The organism is Bradyrhizobium sp. HKCCYLS3070 (assembly GCF_051167575.1).
Classification (GTDB): domain Bacteria; phylum Pseudomonadota; class Alphaproteobacteria; order Rhizobiales; family Xanthobacteraceae; genus Bradyrhizobium.
This window is the reverse complement of record NZ_JBNPTI010000011.1, coordinates 175,675-195,646: the sequence shown is the minus strand read 5'-3', so window position 1 is coordinate 195,646 and position 19,972 is coordinate 175,675. Positions and strand designations below refer to the sequence as shown.

At 63.9% G+C, this 19,972-nt stretch carries 18 protein-coding genes and 1 tRNA gene; 15 read left to right on the top strand and 4 right to left on the bottom strand.

Annotated elements, in window-relative coordinates; genetic code table 11:
* The first annotated feature begins 2 nt into the window (after positions 1-2).
* The 7 genes from ACQR03_RS27020 to ACQR03_RS26990 all read left to right on the top strand — a co-directional run bounded on the left by ACQR03_RS27020 (position 3) and on the right by ACQR03_RS26990 (position 7,913).
* On the top strand, positions 3-443 hold the full coding sequence (locus tag ACQR03_RS27020; RefSeq protein ID WP_409978004.1) for a DsrE family protein: 441 nt from the start codon (positions 3-5) through the stop codon (positions 441-443).
* A 68-nt stretch (positions 444-511) separates the two neighbouring features.
* Positions 512-1,612 carry a YeeE/YedE family protein gene (locus ACQR03_RS27015; protein ID WP_434841586.1) on the top strand — a complete coding sequence of 367 codons (1,101 nt, stop codon included), beginning with the start codon at positions 512-514 and terminating at the stop codon, positions 1,610-1,612.
* 418 nt (positions 1,613-2,030) lie between these two features.
* Positions 2,031-3,719, top strand: a complete 1,689-nt coding sequence (locus ACQR03_RS27010) for a methyl-accepting chemotaxis protein (protein ID WP_434841587.1) — start codon at positions 2,031-2,033, stop codon at positions 3,717-3,719.
* Positions 3,720-4,185: 466 nt separating this feature from the next.
* Positions 4,186-4,728, top strand: a complete 543-nt coding sequence (locus tag ACQR03_RS27005; protein WP_434841683.1) for a YeeE/YedE thiosulfate transporter family protein — start codon at positions 4,186-4,188, stop codon at positions 4,726-4,728.
* Positions 4,729-4,738: 10 nt separating this feature from the next.
* Positions 4,739-5,296, top strand: a complete 558-nt coding sequence (locus tag ACQR03_RS27000) for a YeeE/YedE thiosulfate transporter family protein (protein WP_315718301.1) — start codon at positions 4,739-4,741, stop codon at positions 5,294-5,296.
* Positions 5,297-5,344: 48 nt separating this feature from the next.
* Positions 5,345-5,686 (top strand): rhodanese-like domain-containing protein, encoded by a 342-nt coding sequence (locus ACQR03_RS26995; RefSeq protein ID WP_315718300.1) that lies wholly within the window; start codon positions 5,345-5,347, stop codon positions 5,684-5,686.
* A gap of 259 nt (positions 5,687-5,945) precedes the next feature.
* The gene (locus ACQR03_RS26990) at positions 5,946-7,913 is read left to right on the top strand and encodes a methyl-accepting chemotaxis protein (protein WP_434841588.1); all 1,968 of its coding nucleotides are present in this window, start codon (positions 5,946-5,948) and stop codon (positions 7,911-7,913) included.
* Positions 7,914-8,011: 98 nt separating this feature from the next.
* Here the strand turns inward: ACQR03_RS26990 and ACQR03_RS26985 are convergent, their stop codons facing one another.
* Positions 8,012-8,851, bottom strand: a complete 840-nt coding sequence (locus tag ACQR03_RS26985; protein WP_315754829.1) for an SDR family NAD(P)-dependent oxidoreductase — start codon at positions 8,849-8,851, stop codon at positions 8,012-8,014.
* A 151-nt stretch (positions 8,852-9,002) separates the two neighbouring features.
* Between ACQR03_RS26985 and ACQR03_RS26980 the strand changes: the two genes are divergently transcribed.
* Positions 9,003-9,392: a response regulator gene (locus ACQR03_RS26980; protein ID WP_315718298.1), complete on the top strand. Its 390-nt coding sequence runs from the start codon at positions 9,003-9,005 to the stop codon at positions 9,390-9,392.
* 105 nt (positions 9,393-9,497) lie between these two features.
* On the opposite strand, the gene ACQR03_RS26975 is transcribed toward ACQR03_RS26980, so the two are convergent.
* The gene (locus ACQR03_RS26975) at positions 9,498-9,695 is read right to left on the bottom strand and encodes a hypothetical protein (RefSeq protein WP_315813825.1); all 198 of its coding nucleotides are present in this window, start codon (positions 9,693-9,695) and stop codon (positions 9,498-9,500) included.
* Between the two features lie 257 nt (positions 9,696-9,952).
* Between ACQR03_RS26975 and ACQR03_RS26970 the strand changes: the two genes are divergently transcribed.
* Together ACQR03_RS26970 and ACQR03_RS26965 are read left to right on the top strand one after the other, a co-directional pair.
* Entirely contained in the window at positions 9,953-11,188 is a 1,236-nt protein-coding gene (locus ACQR03_RS26970) for a GGDEF domain-containing protein (protein WP_315754826.1), read from the top strand.
* 21 nt (positions 11,189-11,209) lie between these two features.
* Positions 11,210-11,839 (top strand): peptidoglycan recognition protein family protein, encoded by a 630-nt coding sequence (locus ACQR03_RS26965; RefSeq protein ID WP_434841684.1) that lies wholly within the window; start codon positions 11,210-11,212, stop codon positions 11,837-11,839.
* Positions 11,840-11,914: 75 nt separating this feature from the next.
* Here the strand turns inward: ACQR03_RS26965 and rpoH are convergent, their stop codons facing one another.
* On the bottom strand, positions 11,915-12,814 hold the full coding sequence (rpoH, locus tag ACQR03_RS26960) for an RNA polymerase sigma factor RpoH (RefSeq protein WP_315754871.1): 900 nt from the start codon (positions 12,812-12,814) through the stop codon (positions 11,915-11,917).
* A 219-nt stretch (positions 12,815-13,033) separates the two neighbouring features.
* On the bottom strand, positions 13,034-14,014 hold the full coding sequence (locus tag ACQR03_RS26955; protein WP_434841685.1) for an RluA family pseudouridine synthase: 981 nt from the start codon (positions 14,012-14,014) through the stop codon (positions 13,034-13,036).
* A 31-nt stretch (positions 14,015-14,045) separates the two neighbouring features.
* Here ACQR03_RS26955 and ACQR03_RS26950 point away from each other — a divergent pair, with 31 nt between their 5' ends.
* The 5 genes from ACQR03_RS26950 (at position 14,046) to ACQR03_RS26930 (ending at position 19,733) form a co-directional block, all read left to right on the top strand.
* The gene (locus ACQR03_RS26950) at positions 14,046-14,384 is read left to right on the top strand and encodes a hypothetical protein (RefSeq protein WP_434841589.1); all 339 of its coding nucleotides are present in this window, start codon (positions 14,046-14,048) and stop codon (positions 14,382-14,384) included.
* Positions 14,385-14,737: 353 nt separating this feature from the next.
* Positions 14,738-15,259, top strand: a complete 522-nt coding sequence (locus tag ACQR03_RS26945) for a DUF2846 domain-containing protein (protein WP_316171751.1) — start codon at positions 14,738-14,740, stop codon at positions 15,257-15,259.
* A 95-nt stretch (positions 15,260-15,354) separates the two neighbouring features.
* Positions 15,355-15,429: transfer RNA gene (locus ACQR03_RS26940), tRNA-Glu, on the top strand.
* 662 nt (positions 15,430-16,091) lie between these two features.
* Positions 16,092-18,164, top strand: a complete 2,073-nt coding sequence (locus tag ACQR03_RS26935) for a hypothetical protein (RefSeq protein ID WP_434841590.1) — start codon at positions 16,092-16,094, stop codon at positions 18,162-18,164.
* Between the two features lie 12 nt (positions 18,165-18,176).
* Entirely contained in the window at positions 18,177-19,733 is a 1,557-nt protein-coding gene (locus tag ACQR03_RS26930; RefSeq protein ID WP_434841591.1) for a hypothetical protein, read from the top strand.
* Positions 19,734-19,972 lie beyond the last annotated feature (239 nt).

Here is a 19,972-nt window from a genome sequence, read left to right as displayed (position 1 = left end):
CCATGGAACGTCGATCTTTGATGCAAGCCGGTCTTGCCGGCCTGTTTGGAATCTTCGGTGTCAGCAGCGCACGCGCGGCGACGGAATCGCCGCGCCAGCGCGTCGCCTATCATCTCGCCGATCAGGACCGCGCCCTGTTCGTTCTCGGCAACCTCCAGAACCACGTCGACGGGACCGGAGGACCTGGACGCGCAGACATTCGCCTGGTGATCCACGGTCCGGGCTTGCGGGCCTTTCATGCGATTTCGGCCGACCAGACCATCTCGGCTCTGGCCGAGCGCCTCATGAAGGCCGGCGTCGGCTTCGAGGCCTGTGCGAACACCATGAAGGCGCAAGGCGTGAAGCTCGACGATCTCTTGCCAGGCTTCGCGGTGGCGGAGAAGGGCGGCGTCGTGCGCCTCACCGAGTTGCAGCAGAGTGGATACGCCTACCTGCGCCCGTGACGGACGCATGCGTCTTTGCCGATGCCGCCCGGTATGTTGAGCGGCAGGCCTGAACGACGGGAGCGCCTGTGCTCACCGCATTGATCGACCTTCTGGGTGAGGAGCTGGTGTCGCTGCTGTGCGGGCTCGCGGCCGGCGGCGCGTTCGGCTTCTTCGCCCAGCGCAGCCGCTTCTGCCTCCGGGCGGCCACGATCGAGTTCGCGCGCGGGCAGGGCGGTCCGCGGCTGGCGGTGTGGCTTCTCACCTTCGCCTCGGCGCTGCTGGGCACCCAGGCGCTGGTGGCGATGGGCCTGCTCGACGTCTCCGAAGTGCGCCAGCTGGCGCAGCAGGGCAGCATTTCCGGCGCGATGATCGGCGGCACGCTGTTCGGCTGCGGCATGATCCTGGCGAGAGGCTGTGCCAGCCGTCTGCTGGTGCTCTCGGCCAACGGCAATCTGCGGGCGCTGCTGTCCGGCCTCGTCTTCGCGGTGACGGCGCAGTCGGCCTATCGCGGCCTACTCGCGCCGGCACGCGAGTGGCTCACCAATCTTTGGCTCGTCGACGGCGGACCGTCGCGCGACATCATGAGCCTGTTCGGCGGGGGTACGCCCGAGAAGCTCGGCTTCGGCATGCTGTGGTTCCTGGCCGGGCTCGCCGCCGTGTCGAAGTTTCAGGTTGGCCCGAAGATCCTGCGCTCGGCGGTGGCCGCGGGCGCGGCGGTCGCCGGGGGCTGGCTCCTCACTTATCAGCTCGGCCAGGCCTCGTTCTCGCCGGTGCCGCTGAAGAGCCTGACATTCAGCGGTCCTTCGGCGGAGCTGCTGATGCAGGTGCTCGCCAGCCCGCAACTGAAGCCGGGCTTCGATCTCGGCATCATTCCGGGTGTGTTCATCGGCTCGTTCGTTGCGGCCGCGCTGGCGCGTGAACTCAATCTCGAAGGCTTCTCGGATGGGCGCGGCATGCGCCGTTACATGATCGGCGCCGTCCTGATGGGATTCGGTGCGATGCTGGCGGGCGGCTGCGCCGTTGGCGCCGGCGTAACCGGGGCATCGGTGTTTGCGCTCACAGCGTGGATCGTGCTCGGTGGCATGTGGTTGGGTGCGGCCGTCACCGATTTTGTCGTCGACCGCTGGCTGTTCGCCACCAAGCCGGCGCAGAGCCCGGTTCAGCCGCCCTCCGTCATGCCTTCTTGAGGCATCCTGCGGAAGCGAGCCTGCTTCTGCTGAGCGGCATTGGACATGCAGCGTCAAGGCGCAGCATCCATGAATCTCCGGGACCTGTCTGTCACAGGCTCGTCGACGCGTGGCGTGTCGGCGCACTTCAAGCCTCCGACGAAGAACATTGTCCGATCAGATCGGATCGAGCCCGAAGACACGCGTCTTTGCGTCGTCACGCCGGAGCGCAGATCGCGTAGTCCGCGGATCGGCCACAGGAGATGCGTGCCGACCACGGCATTCGGACCATCGCGCCCGATCATGACGTTGGTAGATTCCAGTCTGGAGATCCCGCCCGTTAACCAATTTGCGAAGGTCGGGTGATACCGTCGCGAGGGGACGACGCAATCATGCGGCGCACCGATACGAATCGCCGGGACTACGAAAGGCACGCGTGATGTCGCAACTCTCCATTCGAGCAAAAATGGCGGCCGTCATTGCGCTGCTGCTGGTGGCGATGACCATCGTCGGGTTGCTGGCCGTCCGCGGCATGCAGACAATCAATACGCATACCGAACAGATCGCCAAGAACTGGCTGCCGAGCGTGCGCGTGCTCGGCGAGTTGCGTTCGGCGATCAATCTCAATCGGGCGCAGCTGCGAGCCTACATGACGGCTGATACGACTGAGGAGAAGGACAATCTCGACCGCAACATGAAGGCAACGCTCGCCGTCATCGCGACGGCGCGCCGCTCCTATGAGGCGATGATCTCGTCGGCCGAGGAGCGCAGCCTGTTCGAGAGCTGGTCGCGGGGCTGGGAGCAATATGTCAAGGCTGCCGATGGTGTGCTCGAGGTGCTGCGCGCAGGGAACGGCAACGCGACCAAGCAGGCGAGCGATCTGTTCAACAAGACGGTCCGGAGCGTCGCCAATCAGTCGGACGAATTTCTTCGAAAGCTGATTGACCTCAACAATCGTGGCGCCGACGCCGAAACCAAGATCGCCGCGGATGGCTATGCCGAGGCATTTGCATTGATGTCGACGGTCATCGTCCTTGCCGTTCTCACCGGCATCGGCGTCGGAAGCTGGTTCGTTCGCGACATTTCCCGGTGCATCGCTTCCATCATCAGGCCGATGCAGGCGCTCGGTGAGGGTAACCTGGCGATTGAGATCCCCTATCGCGGCCAGAAGACCGAAGTAGGCATGATGGCCGACGCCCTGGACGTCTTCAAGACCGCCTTGATTGCGAAGAAGCAGGCCGACGATATCGCTTCGAGAGAGGCAGAGGTGAAACTGGAACGCGGCCGGCGGCTCGACGAGATCACTGGCCGCTTCGAGGCCGCGGTCGGCGAGATCGTTGACACCGTGTCCACGGCATCGAGCACTTTGGAAGGTCACGCCGGCGGGCTCAGCAACACGGCGAGCCGCGCACAGAACCTGGCCACATCCGTCACCGCGGCTTCCGAGGAAGCCTGCACCAATGTGCAGTCGGTGGCATCTGCGACCGAGGAGCTCTCGGCGTCCGTCAACGAGATCAGCAGGCAAGTCCAGGATTCGGCCCGGATGGCCAATGAGGCGGTGGCACAGGCACGCAGGACCAATGAACAGGTCGGCGAGCTCTCGAAGTCCGCTGCCCGCATCGGCGACGTCGTCGAGCTGATCAATACGATTGCCGGACAGACCAATCTGCTCGCGCTGAATGCAACGATCGAGGCCGCACGCGCCGGCGAGGCCGGCCGTGGATTTGCGGTGGTCGCATCCGAGGTCAAGGCGCTGGCCGAGCAGACGGCGAAGGCCACGGGCGAGATCGGCCAGCAGATCTCCGGCATCCAGTCCGCCACCCAGCAATCGGTCGGTGCCATCCGCGACATCAGCATCACCATCGAGAAATTGCAGGAGATTTCGTCGACGATCGCATCAGCCGTGGAGCAGCAGGGCGCTGCCACGCAGGAGATCTCGCGCAACGTCCAGCACGCGGCGGCGGGAACGCAGCAGGTCTCAGCCAACGTTGCGGATGTGCAGCGCGGTGCCGTCGATACCGGAACCGCCGCATCCCAGGTGCTGTCCGCCGCGAAATCGCTGGCCGACGACAGTGCCAGACTGAGCATGGAAGTGAAGAAGTTCATCGCCGGCGTGAGAGCCGCCTAGGAACTCGCAGCGACTGAGAGCCGCGCAGATCCGATCTCGCCGCCATTCGCCGGCCCGCGTCGGGAGTGCTGGACAGGTGCGCAGGCCCGGCCACCACGCGCCGGGCATCGCTTCTGCATTGGCCTGCGAGCCTCATCTCGAGGACTTCTCCCGCGGCCGCGGCAAGCGGCGCGACCGAGTCGCGTGGTGACGATGGACCTGCGAGAGGCCGCGCCGACATGAACAGAGCGTGGGTCTGCGGCGGATCATGCTCCGCTGCGGTTTGCTCGGGGCTGCCGTCCCCGAGGTCGCCCGTGCCGCTGATTCCTCGCCGTCAGGCTGCCGGAGGGCCCTGCCTTTTCACCTATCGGCACCGTGACCTATCGGCATTGGCTGAATTTTAATTGCATAAATTCGAATATATGCATATAGTGGCGTCGGTCGCGGCGCTGGGCCGCGTCAGCAGGGAGGACCCGTCGTGGCAATGATGAACGACGTCATGGTCAAGGATCTGGGCGGGTCCGGGCGCATCGACTGGTCGCCTTATCTGGTCGGCGCCGGCATCGGCATCCTCAGCTGGGTGGCCTTTGCCGGGTTCGGCGACCCACTCGGCGTGACGACGGCGTTCTCGCGCATCGCGTCGCTGTTCGCCGTGCCGGTGATCGGATCCGACGCCGTCGCCGCCAACAGTTATTGGAAGTCGATGCCGCTGAAATGGGATTATGGCGTCTGGTTTCTGGTCGGCATTCCGCTCGGCGCATTCTTGTCGGCGGTCATCTCCGGCACGTGGCGGCTCGAACTGGTGCCGGAGGTCTGGAGGGAGCGCTTTGGTCCGTCGGTGTTCAAGCGCTTCGTCGCTGCGTTTCTCGGCGGCATCGTCATCATGTATGGCGCGCGTCTGGCCGGCGGCTGCACCAGCGGCCACGGCATTTCAGGCGGTCTGCAACTGGCGCTGTCGAGCTGGCTGTTCCTCGCCGTGATGTTCGCGACCGGCCTGGTTGTGTCGCGCGTCATGTTCCGCAAAGCATAGGAGGAGGGCCATGACGTCATTGATGAGCATCGCCGGTCCGCTGTTGATGGGCGCCGTGTTCGGCTATCTCCTGCAGCAGGGCAAGGTCACGAGCTGCAACGTGATCGAGAACCAGTTCCGGCTGCGCGACTTCACCGTGCTGAAGGTGATGGGCACGGCGATCGTGGTCGGCGGCATCGGCGTTCTGCTGCTGGTCGATACCGGCAACACCAAGTATTACGTCAAGGACGCCAACATGCTTGCGGTCGCGCTCGGCGCGGCGCTGTTCGGCGTCGGCATGGTGGTTTACGGCTACTGCCCGGGCACTGCGCTCGGCGCCATTGCCAGCGGCAGCGTTCATGCTGCAGTGGGCGCTTTCGGCATGATCGTCGGGGCGATCCTCTATGCGCTGAGCTTCGACTGGGTGAAGGCCCATGTCCTGAATGTTTGGGCGCTCGGCAAGGTGCGGCTGCCCGACATCACCGGCGTGCCGGATGGCGTCTGGTTCGCCGCGCTCGCGATCGGTGCAGGTGCGTTCTTCTTCTGGGTCGAAGCGTCCGCGGCCAAGGCGAAGCGGACACAGGGCTAGGCTGAGTCGCCCGAGTGCCCCTATGTCAAACAGTGAGAGGTTCCTCCCATGCTATCAGGACTGTTCAGCAGGTTGACCGGGTCGACCAGCGTGCCGGCGATCGAGCATGATGAGCTGGTGCGGGCGCATCAGCAGCGGAGCTGCGTCATCGTCGACGTGCGCGAGCCGCATGAGTTCAAGGGCGGCCACATCCCCGGCGCCGTCAATCACCCGCTGTCGCGTTTCGACCCGGGCAGCCTCGTGCACGACAAGCCGGTGGTTCTGATCTGCCAGGCCGGCGGTCGCTCGGCCACCGCCCTGCGGCGGGCGCTGTCGGCCGGGCGGCAGGATATCCGCCACTATGCTGGCGGCATGAGCGGCTGGCGGGCGCGCGGCGGTCCTGTCGCCTGAACGCGCCCTGCCGGACAGGTCGGACGTTCTGCTCTGTCAGGATGTTCCGACGGGACTTGTGAAGGGTTGAGGTGAAATGATCTGCAACCAGCATGGATTGCGGCAGGTTAAGAGCAGAGTGTGCGGCGGAAGGCTGCGATAGCCGTTCCCGCCCCGCAGCAGCTAATTTGTTGTTGGTCCAGTCCATTGGTTGACTCGTTCAGGAATAATTAGTTGCAACGCTGCAATACTCGAACACCGGTCGACGTTCGAGGATCGCATGTTGAAGTTTGTTGGCTTGAGAACCCGGATCACCCTTTCTCTGGTGATCGGTGCGGCAGCGACGGCCCTCTTCGTGCTGCTGGTCGCCATGTGGATCATCGGCGGCATCATCGACCGCGCCAATGAGCGCGAGCTCCACGCCCAATATGACGCCTTCAATTCGCGCCTGCAGCTGGAGTCGACCCGCGCGGAAGCGATGAGCGCGGTGGTCGCCAACATCCCCGCGGTCCAGGACGCCATGGCGCAGAACGACCGCGACGCCTTGATGCGGCTGTTCGGCGCGGGCATGGCCAGCCTGAAATCCGATTATGGCGTCGACCAGTTTCAGTTTCACACGCCGCCAGCGATGTCCTTCCTGCGGGTGCACCAGCCGGCCAAGTTCGGCGACGATCTGTCTGGATTCCGCAAGACGGTGGTGGCCGCCAACACCGACCGCAAGCCGATCGTCGGGCTGGAGGGCGGCGTTGCCGGCCTCGGCCTCCGCGGCGTCGTACCGATCGTTTCCGCCGGCAGGCATCTGGGCTCGGTCGAGTTCGGCCTGACCTTTGGCCAGAACTTCTTCGACGAGTTCAAGCGCAGCCGGAATGTCGAGGTCGCGTTCCGCCTGGCTGGCGACACCGGCTTCAAGCTGTTCGCGACGACGATCGGGGAGACCTCCTTCTTCGCAAGCGGCGACTATCGGGAGGCATCGGCCGGCAGCTTCCTGTCGCGCCAAGGACAGCTCAAGGGTGTTCCGGTCGTCGCGCTGCTGGGCCCGATCAAGGATTTCTCCGGCAAGCCGATCGGGGCCGTCGAGATCATCATGGACAACAGCGAGTTCATCCAGGCTCGCAATCGCGCCGGGGCGTTGGCGATCGGGATGACGCTGGCCGGCCTCGTGCTGATCGCGCTCGCCGGGCTGTTGATCGCGCGCGGCATCTCCCGCCCGATCGTCCAGATGACGAGCGCGATGCGCGAGCTCGCCGACGGCAACTTGGACGTTCGCGTCCCGGCCGACTGGCGCAAGGACGAGGTCGGACAGATGGCACGCGCCGTTTCGATCTTCAGGGACAACGCCGTCCGGATGAGGGATCTGCAGGCGGAGCAGGAGAAGGCCCAGGCTCGTGCCGAGGAGGACCGGCGCCGCATGCTGATGGAGGTGGCCGATGGCTTCGAGGCCAGCGTCCGCGGCGTCGTCGACGCCGTGTCGGCTGCGGCCATCGAAATGGAGGCGACCGCCCGTTCGATGTCGGTGACGATCGATCAGTCGAAGCAGCAGGCCCTGACGGTATCGCAGGCGTGCGGCTCCGCGTCGGACAATGTCAACACCGTTGCCTCGGCGGCCGAGGAGCTGTCATCCTCGATGAACGAGATCAGCAAGACGCTCGAGCGTGCGTCGTCCGTGGTTCGCAAGGCCGCGGACGAAGGGCAGCAATCCAACGACAAGGTGCAGCGGCTCAACATTGCGGCCAGCAAGATCGGCGAGGTCGTCGCACTCATCACCCAGATCGCCAGCCAGACCAATCTGCTGGCGCTGAATGCGACGATCGAGGCCGCGCGCGCCGGCGAGTCGGGCAGGGGATTCGCCGTCGTCGCTAGCGAGGTGAAGACGCTGGCGACCCAAACGGCCAAGGCGACCGAAGAGATTGGTGCTCAGATCGCCGCGGTTCAGGCCGAAACCGCCGCCGCGGTCCAGAGCATCGGTATGATCTGCACCACGATCCAGGAGGTCGACGAGATCTCGACCATCATCGCCTCATCGATCGCGCAACAGGACGCCGCGACCCGCGAGATCGCCGGCAATGTGAACGTCGTCGCCGGCAAGACCCAGGACGTCACGCGCAACATCGCGGGCGTCACGTCCGGGGTCGTGCAGACCGGCCACGCCGCCAACGAGGTGCTGTCGGCGGCCGGCGAGCTCGCGCAGCAGTCGACCCGGCTGCGTAGCGAGGTCAACCAGTTCCTAGCCCATATCAGGGCGGCCTGACCGGTCGTTGGGTGGCTGAAGTATCAAGCTCGCCGACACGCCGATCGCTCCGGCGTAGCCACGGGCGCGAGCTGGGGTGGGGGCTCCTGTCCCGTGGCTCATCCCTGCTTCGCGGCCGCCTTCTCGAGCCGCTTCGCCATCACGCGCCAATAGGTGCCCGGCATGAAGCGCTGCAGGAGATCCATGAAGCGCGCATCGCCGCCAATCAGGATGCGGGGCTCATTGCGCTCGATGCCCTCGATGATCCGCAACGCGGCGTCGCGCGGGCTGGTCCTGGCAAGCCGCTCGAACCGCTCGATGGCCTGCACGCGGCGCGCATTGTCGGTCATGCCCTGGCCGGCGCGGGCATTGCGCGCAATCGCCGTGGCGATGCCGCCGGGATGCACGACGGACAGCCGCACGGGACTGCCGGCGGCTGTGAGCTCGTGACGCAGGCTCTCGGAAAATCCCCTTACCGCGAACTTTGCCGCGGCGTAGGCCGATTGACCGGGCGGAGCGATGATGCCGAAGATCGAGGACAGGTTGACGACGTGCGCTTCGCGCTGGCGCGAAAGATGCGGCAGGAACGCGCGCGTGCCGTGCACGACGCCCCAGAAATTGATGTTGAACAGCCACTCCATCTCCGCCTGATCGATCTCGGCGAAGCTGCCGAACAGTGCCACGCCAGCATTGTTGACGACGATGTTGAGGCCGGGATGCGCGCGGGTCGCGTCTACTGCGAACTGGGTGACTGCAGCCACATCGCTGACGTCCAGCCGGTGCGTGGTCACCTTGCGGCCGGTTGCGGTGAGCTCGGCGGCGAGGCTTGCGAGGCCCGCCTCGTCGCGGTCGGCGAGCGCGAGATCGCAACCGCGGGCCGCCAGCTCCTGCGCCAGCGCACGGCCAATGCCGCTGGCTGCGCCTGTCACGGCGGCAGATGCGCCTCGAATGATCGTCATTGTCGCTTCACTCCCCTGATCGACCGGTTCTACGTGCCTGTTCCAATTGCAGCTGGGTTTTCGGCCACTTTTTCTGATTGGAACCGAACCATCCGGCCGTTCAGCTTTTAACTCACATTACTTTGCGAGCACACATTCGTGGAGGACCTGCATGGGACAGTCGCAACCTTTTCGCGCCACCGCACTGATCGTGGAAGACGATCTGGCGCAGCGCGAGATGATCACGCTGCTGCTCGAAGAGAGCGAGTACGACGTGATCGCGTGTGAGAGCGCGGAGGCCGCCGAACTCGTCCTGAACAAGCCGGGTCATCGCATCGTGCTGCTGATGACCGACGTCAATCTGGCGGGCCGCATGAACGGGGTCGAGCTTGCCCATCTCGCCAAGGCGCGTCACCCCCACATCAATGTGGTCGTCACTTCTGGCCGGCCGTTGTCGCAGCCGCTGCCGGGCGGCACGAAGTTCTGGAGCAAGCCGTGGGCGCCGCTGGACGTGCTGCGCGAAGCCGAGGTGACGCTCGAGCGCACGCCCGATATCAGGTGAGGCGTGTTGCGTGGCAACCGCCGACCGGTGGAGACGTAGGATCGGCTAGCGGGTCGAGCTGACTGAGAGCCGGGTGGAAGCCGCGCTCCCACCCGGGAAGTGCAACTACTTCTTCTTGGCAGCCTTCTTGGTCTTCTTCGCAGCTTTCTTGGTGGCCTTTGCGGCCTTCTTCGCCTTCTTCGCCATGGAATCCTCGTCAGGAGTTGATGGATTGCAACGCGACTTCGAGGCTTCGCTGGCGCACGCCAGCCATGCATCAGCCTCGGGTGTCGATCCCAGCAGATTCGCGAAGCTCTGCCTCACGCTGTCACCAGCGTGGTTGCGCTTATCCACAGCTCGATGCATTCGCCGGCCAGTTGCGCCACTGGCGCTGGGGGCGTGACAAGGTTAGCGGATCGTAAAAGGTGTCTTCATTGATTCAAAACCAAGGCGCAACCTTGGTTGGGCCCTTGAGGAACCGTTAACTGCGCCGCGCCCATGTTGCCTCGAGCAACAGGGTAGCTCATGAGCGCGGCGTTATTGAACATCGAGGACAGGACCTGCGGCGTCCTGCTGTCGGGATGCTGAACGTTCCGACGCTGTGGACCGCCTTCGTGGTCAATTTCCTCGCGTTGGGCCTGATCTGGGCCTACGTGATGCGCAGCTATCCCAATCTGGATTCGGCGCGGTACTGGACGGCATCTGCGTTCATGTGCGCGCCGGCGGCGGCGTTCGCGCTGACGCGGTTCTATTTCGGCTCGTTCGTTCCGCTGCTGGTCGGCGGCTCGCTGATGACCTTCGCGATCTGCCTCGCGGCGATGGGCGTCGAGCGCTTCTATGGCTCCAGGGCGTCGTGGCGACTGAGCTTGACCGTCGTCGCGATGACCTGCTCGTCGATCGCATTTTTCCAATACGGATACGACCACGGCCCGTTGAGGATCCTGTGCTACTCGATCGGGCAGGCGGTCCCCATGGCGATCATCGCGCGGCTGGTGCTGGATGCGAGGCGCGGGCCCGTCAATCCGGGAGCGCGGCTGGCCGGCCTGCTGTCCGTTCTGATCATCGCGGTGTTTGCCGTGCGCTCGATCGGGGCGTTCATCGGCGCCGATTTCAATTTCAGCCGCTCCACCAGTGGTCAGGCCGCCGCGGTCCTGCTGCTGATCTTCCTGTCGATGTCGCTCAATTTCGGCTTCCTGCTGATGGCGGTGGACCGGCTGCGCAACGAGGTCGCCGACCTCGCGCTGCTCGACGATCTCACCGGCGTCGCCAACCGCCGTCACCTGATGCAGCGCCTGAGCGAGGAATGCGCGCGCGCCGAGCGCTCGCGGCGGCCGTTCGCGCTATTGGTGATCGATCTCGACGGCTTCAAGATCATCAACGACACCCATGGCCATGCCGCCGGCGACGCCTGCCTGCAGCACTTCACGCTGATGGCCCAGACCCGGCTGCGCCCCGGCGACATGCTGGCCCGCACCGGCGGCGACGAATTCTGCATCGTGCTGCCGGCGTCCGCCTTGCGCGAAGGCGCGATGATCGCGCGGCGCATCCTGCAGGTCTGCCGCGACGATGCGGAGGCCTGTGCCGGCGCCGAGGTGCCGATCGAGGTCTCGATCGGCATCGCCGAATGGACCGAGGATGTCGGCGCCTTCCCCGACCGGCTGATGGCGCGGGCGGACCAGGCGCTCTATGCCGCCAAGAAGGAGGGCAAGAACCGCTATGCCGTCTTCGCCGCCGACCACGAGACGCCGACACTGGCGCCGGACCAGATCGAGCCGATGATGGCGCCGCCGCGCCGGCAGGATGCCGCCGCCGGGTAGCCGGTGCTATCGTTGCCGACCATGAGGCCGGTCCTGTTCTCCCACCGCGCAGCGCTCGCGCTGCTTCTCGTCGCGCTGCCTCTGCCTGTTGCGGCTGAGGATCTCACGTCGCTCGCCCGTTCGTCCGGCACGCCGGACATCCCGGGACTGAAGATGGTCTGGCTGGCGCCGTGGGGCGATCCGCACCTCGCCCATCCTTGGACCAACATCATCGTCCACCAGACCGAGGGCCCGGCGGGGTCGGCGCGGGCGGGGGCGCTGGCGCAAGCCAAGAACCCGAAACGGCGCGGCGTCACCATCTGGGTGGAAACCGACGGCACGGTGTATTGGGCGGTGCCGGAAACCCTGGTGACCTTGCATGGCGACGGCGCCAACCGCAACGACAGCCGCTATATCGACAACGGCCCCACCTATCGCAAGGTCGTGCGCGACAATTCCATTGGCGTGGAGTTCGCTGGCAACTATCCCGACGTCACCACGCCTCCTACGGACGCCCAGGTCGCCGCCTGGCGCGTGCTCTCGAAGCTGCTCCGGCTGCGCTATCAGATTCCGCGGGAGCGGATCTATGCGCACAACTGGATCGACTACAAGGACGCCCGCTACTGCGAGGGCTGTGCGCTTGCCGAGCTCGCCCGCGCCGCGCCCGACTAACTGCACCTAACAAGAAGCCGGCGTCTCCGCCGGCTCCGATCGCATCCAAAAACCACCTTCAAGCAAGCCGCGCGTCTAGTGCGCGGCCTCCAGGGCCGCCGCCTCCTGCCTGGCGATGGCGCCCTTGACGGCGGACTGCACCTTCTCGAACGCGCGCACTTCGATCTGGCGCACCCGCTCGCGCGACACGCCGAACTCGGCCGCCAGGTCCTCGAGCGTCATCGGCTCGTCGGCCAGGCGCCGCGCCTCGAAGATGCGGCGCTCGCGCGCGTTGAGCACGCCGATCGCGCCGTTCAGCGCCTGCCGCCGGTGGTCGTATTCCTCGTGCTCGGCCATGATGGCTTCCTGGTTGGGCGTATTGTCGACCAGCCAGTCCTGCCATTCGCCCGCTTCGCCGTCGTCGCGGATCGGCGCGTTCAGCGAGGCGTCGCCGCCGAGGCGGCGGTTCATGTCGACCACGTCCTGATCGGTCACGCCGAGGCGCTTCGCGATCAGCTTGACCTGATCCGGATGCAGATCGCCTTCATCCAGCGCGTTGATGCGGCTCTTGGCCTTGCGCAGGTTGAAGAACAGCTTCTTCTGGTTCGCGGTGGTGCCCATCTTCACGAGCGACCACGATCGCAGAATGTACTCTTGTATCGACGCCTTGATCCACCACATGGCGTAGGTGGCGAGGCGAAAGCCCTTCTCGGGCTCGAACCTTTTCACCGCCTGCATCAGGCCGACATTGCCTTCCGACACGACTTCGGATATCGGCAGGCCGTAGCCGCGATAGCCCATGGCGATCTTGGCCACGAGCCTGAGGTGGCTGGTCACGAGTTTATGCGCTGCGTCGCTGTCGTCATGCTCGCGCCAACGCTTGGCGAGCATGTACTCCTCCTGCGGTTCCAGCATCGGGAACTTGCGGATCTCGGCGAGGTAGCGTGAAAGTCCCGATTCTCCGTTGAGAACCGGCAGTGTAGCTGTACGGGCCATTGAGCGCCCTCCAGTTGGTTCAGGCCCCCGATAGCGGCGGGCCAGGCAAAGCGGTCGCTTGGTTAAAGCCGGCCGGTTTGCGACGTTCCATGCGTCGACCATTCGACGCAGGCGCAACATACACCATTTTCGCCCCCCGGTGGAAGGATTCCGGGGGTCACGACCCCGTGTGGCTCCATTAAGTTTTTGACATGCTTGCGTTTTTCTGAAGGTCCTGCGTCATAGCGCCGCTCGCAAGGCGCGCCCCAAAAGAGAAAGATCCTCCGGAAGCTCCGATTCCCAGCGCATTATTTCTCCCGTCCGGGGGTGCTCGATCACCAGCAGATAGGCGTGCAGCGCCTGCCGCCCGAGCGCCTCGAGCGCCGCCCGCGCGCCCGGCGCAAGCTGGTTCGCCTTGGTCTTGAAGTGCGGGCCATAGACGGCATCGCCGAGCAACGGATGGCCGAGATGGGCGAGATGCACCCGGATCTGGTGGGTGCGCCCGGTCTCGAGATGGCAGGCCATCAGCGACGCCACCGGCTTGCCGTCGCGGCCGGTAAAACTCTCCTGCACCTCGTAATGGGTGATGGCCTCGCGGCCTTTTGCGCGCACCGCCATCTTGTCGCGGGCATGCGGATGGCGGTCGATGGCCGCGTTGATGGTGCCGTGCGGCCGGTGCGGCACCCCCCACGCGAACGCCAGATAGCCGCGCTCCATCGCGCCGGTGCGGCCGTGATCGGCGAACTGCGCGCTGAGCGAGGCGTGCGCCTGATCGTTCTTCGCCACCACCATCAGGCCGGTGGTGTCCTTGTCCAGCCGGTGCACGATGCCCGGCCGCTTGACCCCGCCGATCCCGGACAGACTGGCGCCGCAATGCGCGATCAGCGCGTTGACCAGCGTTCCCGTCTCGTGCCCGGCCGCGGGGTGCACGACGAGGCCGGCCGGCTTGTCGATGACGATGATGTCGTCGTCCTCGTAGATGATTTTCAGCGGGATCGCCTCGGCCGCGGGCTCGGCCGGGACGGCCTCCGGCACGTCGATTGTGATCGTGTCGCCGGCTATGACGTGATAAGCGGGGTCCCGCACCGCCTCCGCGCGGAGCGACACCTGTCCGGCCAGGATCAGCGCCTTCAGCCGCGACCGCGACAGCTCCGGCAGCTTGGCTGCCAGCACGCGATCGAGCCGCGGCGAGCCTTCGTCGCCGGCGACCGTGACCGTCATCAGACCGTGGGATTGTGAAGTCGAGATGTCCATGAATTCTACCGTTGCGCCCGAGCCGTCCTCGCCCGAGCAGGCCCAGCTGATGGCGCGGCTGCGGCGCATGATGATGATCGCGGGCGTGACCACCTCGATCGCGATCGCAGTGCTTCTGGTCGCCATCGGCTACCGCCTTTTCCGCGGCGATGGAAGCACAGCTTCGGGCCCCGACCTCACCGCCATGTTCCCGAAGGGCGCCCGCATCGTCGCCACCGGCACCGCCGGCGACCGGCTGGCGGTGACGCTGGATGTCGGCGGCACCACCGAGATCCGCACCTTCGACGCCAAGACCCTCAAACCCACCGGCCGCCTCCGCTTCGCGGTGGAGCCGTAGGGGCAGGGCGGTTTCGCCTGATCATTCTGGCCCATCTTTCTTTTAGTCCCGGCTTTCACACCGCGGGCGGTCAGCGCCTCCCCCGCCTGCGGGGGAGGTCGCATCGCATCGAAAGATGCGATGCGGGTGGGGGAACTCTCTCCACTGGCACCGGTGCCCGCGGCCGCCCCCACCCCAACCCTCCCCCGCAAGCGGGAGAGGGGGCGCACCGTCGGTGCGGCTGACAGCTCGGCTTCGTCCCGGGAACCATCGCCAAACCCGCGAAAGCCGGCCCATCTGCCACTCCCGGTATCGTTGTCCGCCGGTTCCATGTCTGCTCTAAAGACCCCCGGGGAACTCTGGAGTGGGGTGGAATGACCGGACATCTTTCGCGCGCGCTGAGCCTGCTGGCGGCGGCGCTGCTGCTGACCGCCTGCGCCGCCACGACGGCGCTGGAATCGCAGACCAAGCAGCGCGACGGCCGGATGGCGCGGATCTATTTCCTGCGCGAGAAGGGCCTCGTCGGCGCCATGGGCACCACGGCGGGCACCGCCGACGTCAAGGTCGCCGGCAAGACCGTCGGCGCGCTGCGCAACGGCTATTATCTGTTCGTCGATCGTCCGGCCGGCACCTACGAGCTGTCGGTCAATTCCGGCATTTCGCTGCCCTATGAGACCGAGATCCAGGTCGAGGCCGGGCAGGTCTACTATCTGTGCCTCGGCGCGACGCCCTATGGCCCGCCCGGCCAGGTGCTGCTGAACCAAGCCTATGCCGGCGGCAGCGGCACTTTGATGCCCCCTAGGTCGGGTCTGTCCGGCGCGATGTCCGGCACCGTGCTGTATCGCATGGACCCCGGCCCGGGCGCCGCGCTGATGGCCCAGCTCCAGGCGCCGTGAGGCCGGCGCCGACAACCCGTCCGCAACATCATCCGCGAAATTTGCCTCTGCCGTCTTGCGGCGCGGCGCGTTCAAGGCTATGCGGTTCACCTCACGCTCCCTTCGTCTAGCGGTTAGGACGCGGCCCTCTCAAGGCTGAAACAGGGGTTCGATTCCCCTAGGGAGCGCCAGACAATTCAACAACTTAGAGCCGCGGTAGAGAAGTCGTCGAATATCCGTTGAATAAGCGTCGGCGAACGTTGGCGAATCCCGACGTACTCATTTAGTGATCCGACCCACTAGGTTCGCGCGCATATATCCGACAGCTCTGCTGGTAATTCGAGCGGCAGTGTCAGCGACAACGATCTTCAATCCGCCTCCAAGCACGCGAAGGCTCACATTTGGTTGCGCGCTCCATGCGTTGAATGCGCGATATTATTCGGGACCACCATTGAGTCGGCACGCACCAAACTAGGGCTCCATGGATGGCAATTTTCAAGAATTGGGGCTCGCAACGTCAGTATCTTTCTCTCCGCTTCAAGTGCACCGCGGCCTCGCGCACGATGCTTCGCTCACATCTCATCGCCAGGACTTGAACTTGGGCGGGTCCATTGTGAGGGGCGCTAGATCAACTAAAACAAACAGAGAACATACATTGGATCGAGAGTTCCGGCCTCGATGCGGGGGAAACCTTCCCAGCTTGTAATTGAGAACGTTGTGCGCCTCCTTGCTTGAGGCGGTCTCCACGTGGCATCGATGCAATAATTCGCGCACGAGTCGAGACTGATCGACAGGCCGTTCGGGACTACAGAGCTTTTGGGAACTCGATCAGGCTCCCTGGGGAGGTTGGACGTTGCCAGAAAACCGAAATCCGCACGTGCCGCAGCTACTTTCATGGCATGGTCAATCCGGCGGCGGTGTTCACGTGCCCTTCCAGGCGCGGGTCAACCCGATTGGGGAAGTCATCGAAACGCCCCTGGTGCAACGTCTGCGCTCGTTGGCCGCCGCGATTGCAGCCGACGAAAGATCTACCCCTCGTTGGATATTTCTGGTTGGGGGACCCGGAAACGGAAAATCCGAGACAGTCGAGGACTTTCTCAGGTCGCTTGACCAAGAACTTGGATTGAATGGCGCCCTCTGTGCCGTACTTCGGCAGCGCTTTGCAGCAGGCGGCGTGTTACCTAGAAAGATCGATATTGTCCCCGCGGATCTTGGCCTGGCTGCTTCGTCGTTTTCCGCCCGAGTGAGCCGGGTCATAGTTGTCCAGGATGCGACGGCTACCGAAACCGCGCTGGGAAATGCCGCAAGTGAACTCGCGCACGACTTGGCTGATCTTCTCACCTGTCCCGATCAGCCGCTCCCTGTCTTTATTGCGTGCGCTAATCGGGGCCTGCTTGCCAGGGCCATGAACGAGGCATTCCGCGCTTACGGAGACAACCCGGTTACATCGCTTCTGACAAAAGTAATCCAGGCATCGGGCCTGGGGCGCGATACGCTAGGATCGAGAAAGCAATCCTGGCCGCTTGAGGATGACAATCGCTTTGCTTGCTGGCCGCTTGATATCGAGAGTCTCTTGCTCGCCGACGCGACCGGTAAGCCGCTTGAGCGCATACTGAACAAGGCAATTGATGATGCGCAATGGGAGGTAGCAGGTCGATGCCTTGACTGCAGTTCGCGCACGGTCTGTCCATTTCGACAGAATGCCGAATGGTTGCGCGATGAGCGCGCAAGTAGCAACCTACTCTTGATCTTGCGTCACGGCGAGCTCGCGCGTGGCCAACGCTGGAACTTTCGGGATAGTTTCTCCCTCGTTGCCGAGTTGCTAGTTGGGCAGTGGAGTGACTTTGCAGGCGCGTCGCACCCTTGCGATTGGGTGCATGAAGCCGCTTCGGGGCTCCAGGCAGCTGCGGGAGCGGCGAGCAGCGCGCTGGCCCTTGTAATGCGCTTATATGGCAATGCCATGTTTCGTGGCGCGGAAATGGCTCGGTCGGCCAGCTCCTTTAATGAGAAGCGCCCAGTTGACAGTCTTACTCATCCGATTAGTGCTGAGCTTATCACCGCCCTGTCCACGGTTGCCGGTGGCGGATCGACGAAATCGATTCGCGAGACGCTGGAAAACGAATACGCCCGCCTGGACCCAGCGAGCACAACACCTGCCGATTCAGCACACCCGCTTCGGTCCGTGGAAGATGCCTTTTGCCAATCGATCGACCAGGGACTAACTGCTACCAACCAGGCGCTCGCGCTATCGCCGGCAGAAAACTTGCTGCTTGAAGCTTTTGACAAAGCCGAACGCGAGTGGGACTTGCTTGCCAGGAACTCTACAATTGCAATCGCGGCGGTCGCCTTCTTGCGAAGGCTGGCAGGATTGCTTGCAAAGCGATCTCTAGGTATTCGTCTCGGGTATCATGCCCTTGATCACTTGCTCGCTGACTACGAAGCGACCCTGCGTGATGGCGGTCGTCTCGCAAAAGTCCGAGAGGTACTCTCTCCATTGCTTGGAGATGCCGGGTTTTCTTTCAACCTTGTGGAGATAATTGGTCAACCGACCGCCGAGGCTCGGTCCCAGCCCCTGGTTAGCCTCAGGGGGTTGCCGCCTGGGATAAGGACGCTCCCGGCACCGAGGTCGACGAGCACCACGCCTGGACATGACATGCCTTGCGTTGAAATAGCTGACCTGGACTACAGGATTCCCCTGACATTCGACTTCTACATGGCATTGCAACTCCGCAAGGAGGGCTGTGCCGGAAGCAGCCTGCCGGCGAGCGTTCGAGCCGCCTTGGACCGGGTTAGGCATCGCTACGCAGGGGACTTGTGCCGGAACGTGGACCGATTCATAGACGGTCGAACGTTCGTCGTGGTTGGCGAGGATCAAAAAATTGGGATTCCTGCGCCGGGATCGCCCCCCGGGCTAATCAGCGCCTGAGCATGCAATATCATGAACGTTTCAGAATTTCAGACTGCGCCGACCAACAAGCGTCATCCAGCATACGCCGCGTCCATGCTATCAGGCACTGCACCGGAATGGTCCACCGGGGAAGTACTGCTCTCCTCGGCCTACCGTTCGCTCTTGCTTGGCGTTAGCGAGAGTAGCGTAGATCTCGAAAATATTAAGCGCGCCCATGAGCTCATGCCGGGTGCCGTTGGCGGACCCGAACTATGGTCGCGGTTGTTCTCCAGCCGCGGAGGAATAAGAAGCCCATTCCGCCATGGACAGTACAGCCCGCTTTCATCGCAGCAGCTGATGCCCCTCGTTCCATCCGTCGCGCGAATTGCGGGGGTGCTCGGCAAGCGCCCACGAAGCCGCTGGAACCCCTCCAACTTGCTTCAAGAGATCATTGGCAGTGCGCTGGATCGCGCAGCGGGAGAAGCTCTTATTCGAGAGCTAGGTGCAGCCCTTGCCATAGCCGACGACGATGACGTGTTTGCAAGGTTCACGGAGGCGTCACTGCGCTCAGGCCTGCAGGGCATCCAACCAGAGCCGGGGCAAGATTTTCCATACCTCAGCCTCCAGCTTGGTGAAGATGATTGCCGTGCCTTTCGCGCTGCGTCGAACAATCGACAGCTGTGTCCTTCTGAACGGTTCTGCACGGATTTGCGAGCCGTGGTTGGCCTAAAGCCAAGCTTGACGAGGCGTCAATGGACGGTGCTGGTCGAAGCAATCCTTCGGCTTGGTCTTGGAATGCATGCACTCTGGATTTGCAAGGCCAACAACATTGCCTGGGAGCTCGCGCTGACCGCGGCCTCGGGTATGGCCCCTCCAAGTGCAAGCGAGGTCGAGGCCAAAATATGGGAGCAACAGCACGAGTCCTCGATGCTCCTGGAGATCGGAGCGAACGCTGAACCCGTGATACAACGGCACATCGAGCGGTACGCCTTCGCCAGGACTGGCCTCAACCTCCTGCTGTGCAGGCTCGACGATTGCGGAGCATCGTGGCCTGCCGGACTGCGCATTGGATTCTCGCCTTCTTCAGGGCAGCAAGCGCCCGCCGCGATTGCTGGCTTTCTTGCCCACGTGAGCGCGAACCGTCTCGCCATACACGCTCCCGATGCTGGCAAGTGGTTGCGCGAGGAGGTTGGGAAATTGTTTGACGATAACGAGGAGCTGCGCGCGCTTGCAAGGTGCAAAGCTGGCTATACCAAGAACTTGTTTGAATTTGCGCGACATAGCCTTGGGCAGATCCAGGCGAAGGATCCTGCGGAACGTTGCTACGACCTTGCGTATCTCCTCGCGTATTCTGGAGAAAGAAAGCCACTACCGGTTCTGCCGGGCCAGGACATGCTTGTTATGCTCGTGCACGTGTGTTGCGCAGCCAATCCATTCATACCCGTGAGCCTCGACGATTTCCGTGGGCATCTTGGTCAATACGGGCTCCACGTACCCGCGGGCGAGCTGATCGACGGGAGGACGGGGCGCGATCTGGAGATGCTGGGACTGGTCGTCGATAGCCCAGATGCTGCCGGTGGGAGATTGCTGGTCCCACCGTTCTCTTAAAAGTGGAATGTGAATAGATGCAATCTCTCGCCCGAACCCTAGCGAAGTACGTCGAGGAGCATTTTACTGCCGCCTTGACGCGTGACCCGGGCAGCCCTGTCCGTCCCGTTCTCGTCGGGCCTCCCGTCGAGGCCCTGCGAAATGTATTCGCCATATTAACCGCAAGCGGTCAACGAGATTGGACATTATCGGTTGGCAATACAAACCATGAAATCGTCGTTCTGCTGGTTGACGAGGCC

Bases quoted from the DNA above. Each gene is read 5' to 3' on its own strand.
- ACQR03_RS26930 (WP_434841591.1), top strand. From the start codon at position 18,177: ATGAACGTTTCAGAATTTCAGACTGCGCCGACCAACAAGCGTCATCCA.
- ACQR03_RS26985 (WP_315754829.1), bottom strand. From the start codon at position 8,851: ATGACGATCATTCGAGGCGCATCTGCCGCCGTGACAGGCGCAGCCAGC.
- ACQR03_RS26990 (WP_434841588.1), top strand. From the start codon at position 5,946: ATGTTGAAGTTTGTTGGCTTGAGAACCCGGATCACCCTTTCTCTGGTG.
- rpoH (WP_315754871.1), bottom strand. From the start codon at position 12,814: ATGGCCCGTACAGCTACACTGCCGGTTCTCAACGGAGAATCGGGACTT.
- ACQR03_RS26970 (WP_315754826.1), top strand. From the start codon at position 9,953: ATGCTGAACGTTCCGACGCTGTGGACCGCCTTCGTGGTCAATTTCCTC.
- ACQR03_RS26965 (WP_434841684.1), top strand. From the start codon at position 11,210: ATGAGGCCGGTCCTGTTCTCCCACCGCGCAGCGCTCGCGCTGCTTCTC.
- ACQR03_RS26945 (WP_316171751.1), top strand. From the start codon at position 14,738: ATGACCGGACATCTTTCGCGCGCGCTGAGCCTGCTGGCGGCGGCGCTG.
- ACQR03_RS26980 (WP_315718298.1), top strand. From the start codon at position 9,003: ATGGGACAGTCGCAACCTTTTCGCGCCACCGCACTGATCGTGGAAGAC.
- ACQR03_RS27000 (WP_315718301.1), top strand. From the start codon at position 4,739: ATGACGTCATTGATGAGCATCGCCGGTCCGCTGTTGATGGGCGCCGTG.
- ACQR03_RS26950 (WP_434841589.1), top strand. From the start codon at position 14,046: ATGAATTCTACCGTTGCGCCCGAGCCGTCCTCGCCCGAGCAGGCCCAG.
- ACQR03_RS26995 (WP_315718300.1), top strand. From the start codon at position 5,345: ATGCTATCAGGACTGTTCAGCAGGTTGACCGGGTCGACCAGCGTGCCG.
- ACQR03_RS26955 (WP_434841685.1), bottom strand. From the start codon at position 14,014: ATGACGGTCACGGTCGCCGGCGACGAAGGCTCGCCGCGGCTCGATCGC.
- ACQR03_RS27005 (WP_434841683.1), top strand. From the start codon at position 4,186: ATGAACGACGTCATGGTCAAGGATCTGGGCGGGTCCGGGCGCATCGAC.
- ACQR03_RS27020 (WP_409978004.1), top strand. From the start codon at position 3: ATGGAACGTCGATCTTTGATGCAAGCCGGTCTTGCCGGCCTGTTTGGA.
- ACQR03_RS27010 (WP_434841587.1), top strand. From the start codon at position 2,031: ATGTCGCAACTCTCCATTCGAGCAAAAATGGCGGCCGTCATTGCGCTG.